Consider the following 11722-nt stretch of genomic DNA (forward strand, 5'->3'; position numbering starts at 1 on the left):
CCGCCCCCGAGGCCGCCCATACCGCCGAGACCACCAAGTCCCATTTTACCGGCAAGGCCGCCCATCATCTGTTTCATCATGCCGCCTTTGCCTTTGCCCATGACTTTCATCATGTCAGCCATCTGGCGATGCATTTTCAGAAGCTTGTTAATGTCAGCAGCATTGCTGCCCGAACCTTTGGCAATACGCTGCTTGCGGCTATGCTTCAGCAAATCCGGATTGGCGCGTTCAGCCTTGGTCATAGAACCGATAATTGCGAGCTGGCGGTCAAACAGCTTGTCATCAAGACCGGCAGCTGCTGCCTTGTCTTTCATGCCAGCCATACCCGGCATCATACCCATGATACCGCCCATACCGCCCAGCTTTTTCATCTGCTTGAGCTGCTCGGCCAGATCATTGAGATCGAACTTGCCGGCCTGCATTTTCTTGGCCATTGCCGCTGCTTTTTCAGCATCAATGGTTTCAGCCGCTTTTTCGACGAGCGAAACAATGTCACCCATGCCGAGAATACGGTCAGCGATACGCTTCGGATAAAACTCCTCCAGCGCATCCATTTTTTCGCCGGTGGCAATCGCTTTAATCGGCTTGCCGGTAACCGCACGCATCGAAAGCGCCGCACCGCCGCGACCGTCACCGTCCATACGGGTCAGCACGATACCGGTAATGCCAACGCGCTCATCAAAGTTACGCGCCAGATTAACAGCGTCCTGACCGGTCAGGCTGTCGGCAACCAGCAGAATTTCATGCGGATTGGCGGCTTTGCGGATATCCGCCATTTCCACCATCAGCGGTTCGTCAATATGCGTACGACCCGCAGTATCGAGGATCACCACATCATGCCCGCCGAGCTTGGCAGCCTGTACGGCGCGCGCGGCAATCTCTACCGGTGACTGACCGGCGATAATCGGCAATGTATCAACGCTGACCTGCGTTCCGAGCTGGCGCAGCTGTTCCTGCGCGGCAGGACGGCGTGTATCAAGCGAGGCCATCAGAACTTTTTTCTTCTGGCGATCAGTCAGGCGCTTGGCAAGCTTACCGGTGGTGGTGGTTTTACCCGACCCCTGCAAACCGACCATCATGATCACAACCGGTGCCGGTGCATTCAGATCAATGGACACACCTTCGGTGCCGAGCATTTCCACCAGTTCGTCATGGACGATCTTAACGACCATCTGACCAGGCTTGATGCTTTTCAGAATTTCCGCACCAACCGCTTTTTCACGTACGCGGTCAGTAAATGAGCGAACCACTTCCAGCGACACATCCGCTTCAATCAGCGCACGGCGCACTTCTCGCAACGCGCCTGCAACATCGGACTCGGAGAGAGCCCCGCGTCCGGTCAGACCGTTCAGAATAGAGCCAAGACGCTCCTGAAGTGATTCAAACATCCAAATTTCCCAATCTCTGTTCAGACCGGTCATGTGCCGGATCTGAGTGCAGGTTCATCCCGAAATCATATATGACAGACGGTTTATAAACCGGAGCTGCATCCAAAGCAAAACAGCACCCGAGGGCGCTCTGCGCTGTCGGATGTTGACCTCCGGGATCTCTTTATACCATACGGGTCCCGGTCGGCTGCCTGAGAACATATACTCATAGCGGAATTATCGCGCGTTCTTTACATGATCTGCAGTTTATGAGTCAAGCTTTTGCTGCGTCCTTTACAGAGGAAGCAATCATCAGACGCGTGATTAAATATAAAATGCTTCCGCCCATTTTAAACTGTGACCTAAAAAACGCGGTCAGGCTCAAACGGAACTGTACAAAAACAGTGCGCCTCATTCAACAGACATCGCCGTCATTCATATATATACAGGCCGGAATTATATTTTCTGTAAAACCCTGTTAACCATATAAATCTATAAAGCATCCGAGCAAAGTTCTAACGAGGCAGCTTCATGCAGTCAAAGACTATCAAATCTTCTCTCCGCCAGTTGGCAATTCGTGTAATCGGCGGATCAATCGCTGTGCTGGCCGTTTCCGGCGTTGCACAGGCAGCCCAGTGCGGCAATACCGGCGCTGGCTTTCCGGCATGGGTGCAGGGCTTCAAACAGGAAGCAGCAGCGCGCGGCATCAAAGGCAATGCATTGTCCGCTCTGGACAATGTAAAATACGCAACAGCAACCATTAATGCTGACCGCAACCAGAAAAGCTTCAAGCTGTCACTCGACGACTTCATGAAGAAGCGCGGTTCAACCACAATCATCAATCGTGGTAAAACCCTGAAAAAGCAGAATGCAGCCCTGTTCGCCAAGATTGAACAGCGCTACGGCGTTCCTGCCGGCCCGCTGCTGGCCATCTGGGGCATGGAAACCGGCTTTGGCAATTATCTTGGCAAACAGCACACACTTTCAGCTGTTGCAACACTGGCCTATGACTGCCGCCGTTCGGAATTCTTCACCAATGAACTTTATGCAGCTCTGCAGCTGATTCAGCGCGGCGATCTCAGCCCGAATGCTGTTGGTGCAATGCATGGTGAAATCGGCCAGACACAGTTCCTGCCATCCAGCGTCATTAAATTTGGTGCAGACGGTGACGGCAACGGTCATATCGACATGGTTGGCTCCCGCGCCGATGCACTGGCTTCGACCGCCAACTTCCTGAAAGCTCACGGCTGGCGCGCCGGTGCAGGCTACCAGCAGGGTCAGCCAAACTATGTGGCAATTCAGGGCTGGAACGCTGCAACCGTTTACCAGCAGGCTATTGCCATTATGGGTCAGGCCATCGACGGTAAATAATCGTCACTTAAAGACAACAAAAAACCGGCTGAAAAGCCGGTTTTTTTATTATCAGAATTCAGGTTCAGGCAGCCGGTGTTTCATTACTTTCAGGCTGCATCGGCATTTCATCCGTATCCGGACGAATAAAATCGCCGGTCTGCGAATCCATCACCCACAATTCACCGGTCGAAATATCGAACCATGCACCATGAAGGGAGAGGCGACCCTTCTTCTCCAGAATATCAACGCATGGGAAACTGCGCAGATTATTCAGGGAAAAGCGGATTGAAATACGCTCAAGCGCAGTCTGCCGCTCTGTCTGTGTCATCAGCGTGTTGGATGTGACATTCTCTGCAGCCGGTGCCAGCAGGCTCATCCATTTGCCGATAAAGTCACCCGGAGACAGCGGGCTGCTATCTGTATCTAGCGCCGCTTTAATGCCACCGCATCGCCCGTGACCAAGCACAACAATATGCTTGACCTTGAGGCTCTGCACAGCGAATTCCAGTGCTGCAGAAGCAGCATGATATTCACCATCCGGCTCATAAGGCGGGATGAGATTCGCGACATTGCGCAAAACAAAGATTTCACCCGGACGGGTATTGAAAATGATTTCCGGCGCTGCGCGGGAATCACAGCAGGCAATGACCATCGTTTCCGGTGTCTGCCCCTGATCTGCGAGTTCCTTATAGCGCATTCTTTCATCGGCAAAATCCGATGCCATGAAGTTGCGGTAACCGGCGAGGAGTGTGTCTGGAAGATCTACCATGATTTTTCGATAAACCCATATTTTGCCAAGATCAATCAAAGATTAGTCAGAATTTCACACAGCACAGACATCGGGCAGAAATTGCCTTGCTCAATTTACCCTGCATTTTTCGGCTCAAACCGGCAAAAACAACCTGTTTTCATCCAAAATCAGACTATTTTCCGCTCTTTTTAATCGCATCAAACAATCTATCAAAAAAAATTTTATCTACAAAAAATTTCAAGCTTTGATGCCCCACAATGCAAAAAGAGCGCCTCTAAGGCGCTCATCCCGCGACCTGGCCGTGATTTGGATGAACCAGACGGCGCAACTGCACCATGGCCATCGGTCGCTCCAGACTTGCTGCATCGGCCTCCAGCATCAGTTCATCCGCACCACGTTTCGCTGCGCGGGCAAGAATTTCGAACACGGCAGCCGTAGTCAGTTGCAATGATTTTTCTTCATTCATGCCGCTCATCTTACGGGCAAGAAACAAAGCCGAGGTCAGATCGCCCATACCATTACCGGGCCCGTGAACAATCCGGTGTTCGGCCATCAAAGCCTGCGTCCGTGTCACCAGAACATTACTGATACTATCGCGCATCAGCGCAAAGGCAGAAGTGACCAGCATTGTCTCCGGCCCTGCACGCAAAGCGGCTTCCATCAGTTGCTGATTGTCAGCCGGTTCCGTTCCCGTCAGCCAGCCCAGCTCATAACGGTTCGGTGTGGCGATATCGGCCAGCGGCAGCAACAGATCACGAATGGCAATGGCTGTGCTTTCCGCCACATAAAGCCCCTTCATATCCCCGATCACAGGATCGCAAATATATTGCAGGTTTGGATTTTTGGCTTTCATGGCAGCTATGAGATGCGCAACGGCTTCAACCTGCGCAGCATTGCTCATAAAGCCAGTCAGTACAGCACTCACCTCACCCAGCCATGGCGCACGCTCCAGGTCACCGATCAAGGAAGAAAACTGCGCGGCATCAGGAATAATCCGCCCCGCAGGCCCGTGCCCCGGATGCCATGGCAGAATAACGGTCGGCACAGCCCAAACCGGATAGCCAAGCCGCTCCAGTGCAAAGACAGCTGCTCTGTTGCCGATAGAGCCCCGCACCACATGGCTGGAAATAACGATTACGGCATTGGTGCTTGTCGGCGCAGAAACGGTCATGGAAGATATCCGGCATGAATATAAATATGTCGCTATAGAACCCCCGCCGGATTCTATAGTAAAGTCAATTTTATAAGAAACAGGGCTACAAAGACGATAATCTGTCTCTCAGGCGTCAGCCACACTCTCTGCCGGCATCTCAACAGATGACTGATCTGCGATTTCCGGCATAGGTAAACGTCGTTTATTCACATGCCCTTCCGCCTGCCCCTCACCATCAGAATCCGGCTTTTCGCCTTTGAAATAAAATTTCTGCCATGCCTGTTTAACAGCCTGCACATCACCATTCATAAGATTCTGATTAAATTCGCGCCGCACCTTTGACCATGTCTCATATTCCTGCTGCAAAACCGGTGCGTCCTCGATCCTGCGGATCACCGGCTTGACCGCATCCATTTTATGATGCTCCGTCAGTTGGATAAAACAGAACGGCTCCCCTTTTTTAAAACGCACGATGCCCGGCCGTGTCATGATCCAGTTCATGGTAAAGGGAAAAGGCAGCCAGTCCGTCTCAACAAGACCGGTCAGAGGCTGAATACCATCCTTAACATGGTTGGGCGCACCACCTGCCAGCAATGCGCATTGCGGCGGTGTGCGGAACAGATAGCCGGTATGGAAAGTCACAACGCCGTGGCTGAAATGCGATTCTACAAAATGCGAAAATTCACGATCTCGGCAAGATATAGTGACATCCGTCTTATCCTTACCGCCATTCCAGCAAATCCGGATATCTGTCGGGCACAGAATTTCCCAACCGGTCGTATTGGCCATGGTCAATGGCAGACAGCGATAGGGAAACCGGATGTGAAAACCATCCATCCAGTCACGCTCGGCACGACCGGAAATAATCTGCGGCGCATTTTCCATGACGCGAAAACATTCCAGATACATGATGCACAACTCCGAATGTCAGGAAACACCCGTTGGCGACAGGAAGAAGTCTGGTCACCGCAGGTTGTTTATCAATGGCACGGAGCAACGGGTTTTGTTCACTGGCGGTTTTGTCAGGAAAATCCACCAATTGTGACCTTGTATGCATAATAAAAACCCCGTTTTTGCAAACGGGGTTTCAGAATGAGACGCTGCCAATATTTCGGTTATGGCATGGCGAAAGTGGTGCTTTGCGAAAACCGGAGCGGAGCGTACTAAAATATGTGAGCCCTCATTAGCCCTGATTAGGGCTAATGAAAAACTCAAAATGCAAGTGAAGCAAAATGCCATTTGCAGCCCGCCAGAGCCGAAATATCAACTCATTGTCGGAATGACGAACTCAGTACCATCCTTAACACCCTGCCGCATGCCCGCAGCCACGAAGTGGTGAGGATATGCAAACAGATAAAAGTCGGGTGTTAGCTCATGGTCGGAATAACAAACTCTGCTCCATCCTTGACACCCCGCCGCATGCCCGCAGCCACGAAGTGGTGAGGACATGCAAACAGATAAAAGTCGGGTGTTAGCTCATGGTCGGAATGACGAACTCTGCACCATCCTTTACGCCAGACGGCCAGCGTGACGTCACGGTTTTGGTCTTGGTGTAGAAGCGGAAAGCATCAGGGCCGTGCTGGTTGAGATCACCGAAACCGGAGCCTTTCCAGCCGCCGAATGTGTAATAGGCAATCGGTACAGGGATCGGCACATTCACACCAACCATGCCAACCTGAACACGGGAGGCAAAGTCGCGGGCGGCATCACCATCGCGGGTGAAGATCGCGACACCATTGCCATATTCATGGTCATTCGGCAGGGAAAGTGCTTCTTCATAGGTCTTGGCACGGACAACGCTGAGCACAGGGCCGAAAATCTCTTCCTTGTAAATGCGCATATCTCTGGTCACATGATCGAACAGGCAGCCGCCAAGATAGAAACCGTTTTCATAGCCCTGCATTTTGAAATTGCGGCCGTCAACAACCAGCTTGGCACCTTCTTCAACGCCAAGATCAACATAACCGCGTACACGATCCAGAGCTTGTTTTGTCACTAACGGGCCGTAATCCGCAGACACATCCGTTGACGGGCCAACCTTCAGCGCTTCGACACGCGGGATGAGCTTATCCATCAGACGCTCGGCGGTGTCATGACCGACCGGAATAGCAACCGAGATCGCCATACAACGCTCACCGGCAGAACCGTAACCGGCACCGATCAGCGCATCAACCGTCTGATCCATATCCGTATCCGGCATAATGATCATGTGGTTTTTGGCACCACCGAAACACTGAACACGCTTACCATTAGCGCAGCCGCGTGCGTAAATATATTGCGCAATCGGTGTGGAGCCGACAAAGCCGATTGCCTTGACATCCGGATCATCCAGCAGCGCATCAACCGCATCTTTATCGCCATTGACCACGTTGAAAATACCGGCTGGCAGACCGGCTTCCATAAACAATTCCGCAAAACGCATCGGCACGCCCGGATCACGCTCAGAAGGTTTGAGAATAAACGCATTACCGCAAGCAATCGCAGGGCCAGCCTTCCACAGCGGGATCATCGCCGGAAAGTTGAATGGCGTGATACCGGCCACAACACCAAGCGGCTGGCGCATGGAATAGACATCAATGCCGGTACCGGCAGCATCTGTAAATTCACCTTTCAGCAGATGCGGCGCACCAAGGCAGAATTCGATCACTTCCAGACCGCGCTGAATATCGCCCTTGGCATCAGGAATGGTTTTACCATGCTCACGCGCCAGCAATTCCGCAAGGCTGTCATATTCAGCCTCAACCAGTTCCAGAAATTTGCGCAAAACACGCGCACGGCGCTGCGGGTTGGTTGCAGCCCAGGCAGGCTGCGCCGCCTTGGCATTTTCAACCGCTGCACGCACTTCGTCTTTGGTCGCCAGAGCAACCTGCCCCAGCACCGCACCATCCATAGGCTGATAAAATTCTGTTGTCCGGCCACTTGCGCCTGCCACATGTTTGCCGCCGATAAAATGCCCGACCTGTCTCATCACAACTCTCTCCCAAATTTAAAATCTCTGTTCCATCATCGCCCTGCAAAAAATAGTTTTCAAGTAGGCGAAAAGCGTATCCGTTGTGCAAAAATATATATAAGCTTAAGCCATGAACTGGGATGATATTCGCATATTTCTGGCTGTTGCCCGCTCCGGACAAATTCTCGGCGCGGCCAAGAAGCTCGGCCTTAACCACACAACAGTCTCACGCAGACTCACCGCACTTGAAAGCAGCCTGAAAACCACATTGCTCAACAGGCGCACCAATGGCTCGGAACTCACGCAGGCCGGTGAAGAGTTTCTGCTCTCCGCAGAAAAAATGGAAGCAGAAATGCTCAGCGCCCATGCCCATCTGGCCAATGCGGATATTACTGTGGCCGGTACAATCAGGATCGGCGCACCGGACGGCTTCGGCGTGAATTTTCTCAGCCCCAGACTGGCGCGTTTCTCAGCACTCTATCCCGATCTGACCATTCAGCTCGTGCCCGTTCCCCGCTCTTTCTCACTCTCACGCCGTGAAGTTGATATTGCCATCAGTGTCGAGCGACCGGAGACCGGCAGACTGATTGCCCGTAAACTCACCGGCTACAATCTCGGCCTTTATGCGCACAAAGACTACCTTGAACGTTACGGCACACCGCACACTGTTGAGGATTTAAATCATCACCGGCTGATCGGCTATGTGGAGGATCTGGTTGCCACGCCGACACTGGATTATGCACGGGAAATCAGCCGCGACTGGCAGCCTGCCTTTGAGGTTTCGAGTGCTTTGGGACAGGTTGAAGCTGTCAAAGCCGCAGCCGGCATCGGTATTTTACACGGTTTCATTGCCCGCGAATATTCCGATCTGACCGAAATATTGCCCCATAAACGTATCAAGCGCTCCTACTGGCTGTCCTATCATGAAACAGCCCGCACCTTGCGCCGCATCCATATTGTTGCCGATTACATTTCCGGTCTGGTGGAGCAGGAGCGCCATTTATTTATTTAGGCGCGATGCTCACTTCTCTTTGAGCCGGTAAAAGACCAGCATCAGGGTCAGAACTGCGACGGGCAGGAAAAGCGACCAGATACCTGTGCCGGTATATAAAACGGCCCCGCAGGCTGCACCAAAGACCAGTGAAAGCCACACATAAATATGCTGCAGCCAGCGGTACCGCGGAGCCTGTCCGCGTAAACTATGCGCCAGATCATTCGCGGCGTTAAAAATCGTTCCGGTCACAAAAGTTGTGCCAAGCCGTGCTGCCCCATGCGGTTTAAACACAGCATTTTGCGCCCCCATTGCCGCCGCCAGCAAAATGACCGGCATTGATGCCAATCCTTGGATCTGACCAAGCAGCATGGTGCTTAAAAGAAACGTGATAACCAGCAGCATAACCCGTGCTGAATACCAGTGTTGCTCACGGGCACTGATAAAAGACGCAAGAAACGCCCCGCTGAAAAACAGCCCGATCAGCAGCAGCGGCATAAACAGGCTTTGTCCGCGCAGTAATTGCAGCGCGCGACCATCAGGTCCGCTCATTGCCAGCCCGAGCTGCGTTGTATTTCCGCTCATGAAAGAGGCAAAATAACCGCCCAGCTCAATGAAAGCGAGCGCATCAACAAAACCGGCAACGGCAGTGAGAACCAGACCGGTCAGCAAACGGGCGGGAGGCGTCATCACAACTCACTAAAACAAGCGTCAGGACAAATGAAAGCCCGCCGGTTTCTGTTCCGGCAGGCTGTAATAATGAATTTTAAAAGATCACGCTCGTTTTACAAGTCTCAGTATAACCAGCAAGATAACAGCACCGATAAATGCATTCACAATCGCGGCAATGACACCGCCGCCAATCGCGAAACCAAGACGCGGCAACAACCAGCCAGCCAGAAACGCGCCGATCACACCAACGACGAGATTTCCGAGCAAACCGAAACCACCACCGCGCACGACCTGACCCGCGAGCCAGCCGGCGACGAGACCTACGATAAGAAAGACCAGTAAACTTTCTGCACCCATTATTATCTCCGATATTAATTGCTGCCTGTTTCAGAATTTACTGCATTCCGCTCATTATTCCGACAACAATGACCGGTCGCATCATCAGGATAACGCATTAAAGACCACATGGCTGCATAATAAAATCAATAAATATAACAGGATCAGAGCTGTGCCGGTAAAATCAGAAGCCGGTTTTTCATAAACACAAGGCACAGACATAAACAGACAATACAAAGCCCGGCTTTACAAATTAACACTATTTTAAGAAACGCCTTATTTTCATCCTCAAAATCAGAGATACTGACCTCCAAATATTCCGCTTGTTAAAATCGTGTAAATTTATACATTTGCTAAAGTACAAGCTCGCATGGGGGATACGCAGGTGGAAGCCAGATGGGATACCTCAGTCAGTAATCTTTTCGGATTGTCCGAAGCATCTTCATTATTTCAGGCTGTTTTACCGCGCTTTACAATCATGAACGGACAAAATCATCCTGTTCTTGATAATCTGGTAGCGCTGACTGCCAGACTTTGCGACGCACCGGTCGCGGCTATCAATCTCATTTCCCAAGAGCAGCAGATTTTTAAAGCCGTTTACGGCCTCACGCTGAACGCCCCTCCTCCCGGACATAATTTTTGCCGCCAGACATTGCTCGCCGATGATATTTTTATCGTCAGCGATGCAAGCACAACGCCGCTCTTTGCCGGCGAACCGTTTGTAACCGGAACCTCGCCTTACCGTTTTTATGCCGGAATAAAACTGACCGGCCATGACGGCACCATTTTCGGCACGATGCTGATACTCGATAAAAAGCCGCGCCATTTATCTGCCGAGCAACTCAAGGATTTTCGCAGGCTGGCACAGATCGCCGGTTCGCATATGGAAATGCAGGCGCGCCATCACCGGCAGCAACACAAAGAACAGTTGAACCAGCTTATTATCGATAATGCGCTGGACTATGCGATTATCACCACAACACTGAGCGGTCAGGTCACCAGCTGGAATGCAGGTGCGCGCAGATTATTCGGCTGGACAGAAGAGGAAGTGCTGAAATCTTCAGTCGATATCCTGTTCACACCGGAAGAGCGTGAGAAAAATGTACCGGAAATGCGCCGTGTCAGCGCCTTGCACCACAAGCAGGATGCGGTGGAGCGCTGGCATATGCGCAAGGATGGCAGCCGGTTCTGGGCAAGCGGCCAGCTTTTGCCGCTCTACGATCAGGACGGCCATATGCAGGGTTTTCTCAAAATCCTCATGGACCGTACATTCGTTCGCGAGCAGCAGGAACGCTTGCGCGAACAGGAAGAAATGCTTCGTCTTTCTCAGGAGGCCGGCGGGATCGGGGCATTCGATATAAATCTGATCAGCCGCACCATCACCGTCACCAACCAGATCCGGCAGATTTACGGCATTGTGCCGGACACCAATATTACGATTGAGCTTTTTGAAAAGCTGATGTCGCCCCGCAACTGTGACGAGCATAAAACCGATGCGGCAAAATCCGGTTCTCTGGCTTTGCCCCGTTCCGGCTATAGCGAATATCTTATTCACCGGCTGGATAATAATGAACAGCGCTGGGTTGCACTTTCAACGGAACTCATCAGCGACGATCAGGGTGCTGTGGTGCGTATGCGTGGTATCGTACAGGATATTACAAACCGCAAAAATGCAGAAGAACAGCAGGCTATGCTGACCGCAGAACTGGCCCATCGCAGTAAGAATATTCTTGCGGTTATTCAGGGCATTGCCAATCAGACATTGCGCAGTACGACCAGCGCGGAAGATGCAAGAGCCGCCTTCGAAGCCCGTATTATGGCGCTGAGCAAAGCACAGGACGTGCTGACCCAAGGGGCAAAATCTGTCAGTGCCGAACTTGCAGATATTGTCACCAACAGCCTGTCCGTTCATGCCGGAGCCGGTGAAAAACGGATCAGCATCAGCGGCATTCCCGTTACGCTTGGGTCACGGCAGGCTTTATCCATGGTCATGGCTCTGCATGAGCTTGGCACCAATGCTGTCAAATATGGTGCGCTCTCAACACCTGACGGACATATCGAAATCAGCTGGCGTGTGGAAAACGGCCGTTTCCGGTTCTACTGGATAGAAAAGAACGGCCCGCTGGTGGAGAAGCCAGCGCGGCGCGGC

The 11722-nt window shown here is 52.1% G+C and carries 10 protein-coding genes; 3 read left to right on the forward strand and 7 right to left on the reverse strand.

Translation table 11 applies throughout. The features are described 5' to 3' along the window. The coding region (gene ffh / locus A918_RS0103900; protein WP_028233356.1) for a signal recognition particle protein at nucleotides 1-1388 on the reverse strand (1388 nt) is incomplete at its 3' end. A 510-nt stretch (nucleotides 1389-1898) separates the two neighbouring features. On the opposite strand from ffh, the gene A918_RS0103905 reads away from it, so the two are divergent. Continuing rightward, nucleotides 1899-2738 carry a lytic transglycosylase domain-containing protein gene (locus tag A918_RS0103905; protein WP_022709787.1) on the forward strand — a complete coding sequence of 280 codons (840 nt, stop codon included), beginning with the start codon at nucleotides 1899-1901 and terminating at the stop codon, nucleotides 2736-2738. Between the two features lie 64 nt (nucleotides 2739-2802). On the opposite strand, the gene A918_RS0103910 is transcribed toward A918_RS0103905, so the two are convergent. The 4 genes from A918_RS0103910 to A918_RS0103925 form a co-directional block, all read right to left on the reverse strand. Further along, nucleotides 2803-3489: a carbonic anhydrase gene (locus tag A918_RS0103910; protein ID WP_022709788.1), complete on the reverse strand. Its 687-nt coding sequence runs from the start codon at nucleotides 3487-3489 to the stop codon at nucleotides 2803-2805. Nucleotides 3490-3754: 265 nt separating this feature from the next. Next, nucleotides 3755-4642 carry a pyridoxal kinase PdxY gene (gene pdxY, locus A918_RS0103915; RefSeq protein ID WP_022709789.1) on the reverse strand — a complete coding sequence of 296 codons (888 nt, stop codon included), beginning with the start codon at nucleotides 4640-4642 and terminating at the stop codon, nucleotides 3755-3757. Nucleotides 4643-4750: 108 nt separating this feature from the next. Further along, nucleotides 4751-5533 carry a DUF6065 family protein gene (locus tag A918_RS19360; RefSeq protein WP_022709790.1) on the reverse strand — a complete coding sequence of 261 codons (783 nt, stop codon included), beginning with the start codon at nucleotides 5531-5533 and terminating at the stop codon, nucleotides 4751-4753. Nucleotides 5534-6095: 562 nt separating this feature from the next. Next, nucleotides 6096-7592 carry a CoA-acylating methylmalonate-semialdehyde dehydrogenase gene (locus A918_RS0103925; RefSeq protein ID WP_022709791.1) on the reverse strand — a complete coding sequence of 499 codons (1497 nt, stop codon included), beginning with the start codon at nucleotides 7590-7592 and terminating at the stop codon, nucleotides 6096-6098. Between the two features lie 112 nt (nucleotides 7593-7704). Between A918_RS0103925 and A918_RS0103930 the strand changes: the two genes are divergently transcribed. After that, the gene (locus A918_RS0103930) at nucleotides 7705-8586 is read left to right on the forward strand and encodes a LysR family transcriptional regulator (protein ID WP_022709792.1); all 882 of its coding nucleotides are present in this window, start codon (nucleotides 7705-7707) and stop codon (nucleotides 8584-8586) included. A 9-nt stretch (nucleotides 8587-8595) separates the two neighbouring features. Here A918_RS0103930 and A918_RS0103935 read toward each other — a convergent pair whose 3' ends face one another. Both A918_RS0103935 and A918_RS0103940 read right to left on the reverse strand, forming a co-directional pair. Next, nucleotides 8596-9255, reverse strand: coding sequence for a YoaK family protein (locus A918_RS0103935; protein ID WP_022709793.1), 660 nt, complete (start codon nucleotides 9253-9255; stop codon nucleotides 8596-8598). An 84-nt stretch (nucleotides 9256-9339) separates the two neighbouring features. Beyond that, nucleotides 9340-9594 (reverse strand): GlsB/YeaQ/YmgE family stress response membrane protein, encoded by a 255-nt coding sequence (locus tag A918_RS0103940; protein ID WP_022709794.1) that lies wholly within the window; start codon nucleotides 9592-9594, stop codon nucleotides 9340-9342. 349 nt (nucleotides 9595-9943) lie between these two features. Here A918_RS0103940 and A918_RS0103945 point away from each other — a divergent pair. Continuing rightward, nucleotides 9944-11722, forward strand: a 1779-nt coding sequence (locus tag A918_RS0103945; RefSeq protein WP_051138978.1) for a PAS domain S-box protein, incomplete at its 3' end; no start/stop codon positions are given.

Origin of the sequence: Pseudochrobactrum sp. AO18b (assembly GCF_000409565.1) — a bacterium.
GTDB classification, from domain to species: Bacteria; Pseudomonadota; Alphaproteobacteria; order Rhizobiales; family Rhizobiaceae; genus Pseudochrobactrum; species Pseudochrobactrum saccharolyticum.

Bases quoted from the DNA above. Each gene is read 5' to 3' on its own strand.
- A918_RS0103930 (WP_022709792.1), top strand. From the start codon at position 7,705: ATGAACTGGGATGATATTCGCATATTTCTGGCTGTTGCCCGCTCCGGA.
- A918_RS0103925 (WP_022709791.1), bottom strand. From the start codon at position 7,592: ATGAGACAGGTCGGGCATTTTATCGGCGGCAAACATGTGGCAGGCGCA.
- A918_RS19360 (WP_022709790.1), bottom strand. From the start codon at position 5,533: ATGTATCTGGAATGTTTTCGCGTCATGGAAAATGCGCCGCAGATTATT.
- pdxY (WP_022709789.1), bottom strand. From the start codon at position 4,642: ATGACCGTTTCTGCGCCGACAAGCACCAATGCCGTAATCGTTATTTCC.
- A918_RS0103910 (WP_022709788.1), bottom strand. From the start codon at position 3,489: ATGGTAGATCTTCCAGACACACTCCTCGCCGGTTACCGCAACTTCATG.
- A918_RS0103905 (WP_022709787.1), top strand. From the start codon at position 1,899: ATGCAGTCAAAGACTATCAAATCTTCTCTCCGCCAGTTGGCAATTCGT.
- A918_RS0103940 (WP_022709794.1), bottom strand. From the start codon at position 9,594: ATGGGTGCAGAAAGTTTACTGGTCTTTCTTATCGTAGGTCTCGTCGCC.
- A918_RS0103935 (WP_022709793.1), bottom strand. From the start codon at position 9,255: ATGACGCCTCCCGCCCGTTTGCTGACCGGTCTGGTTCTCACTGCCGTT.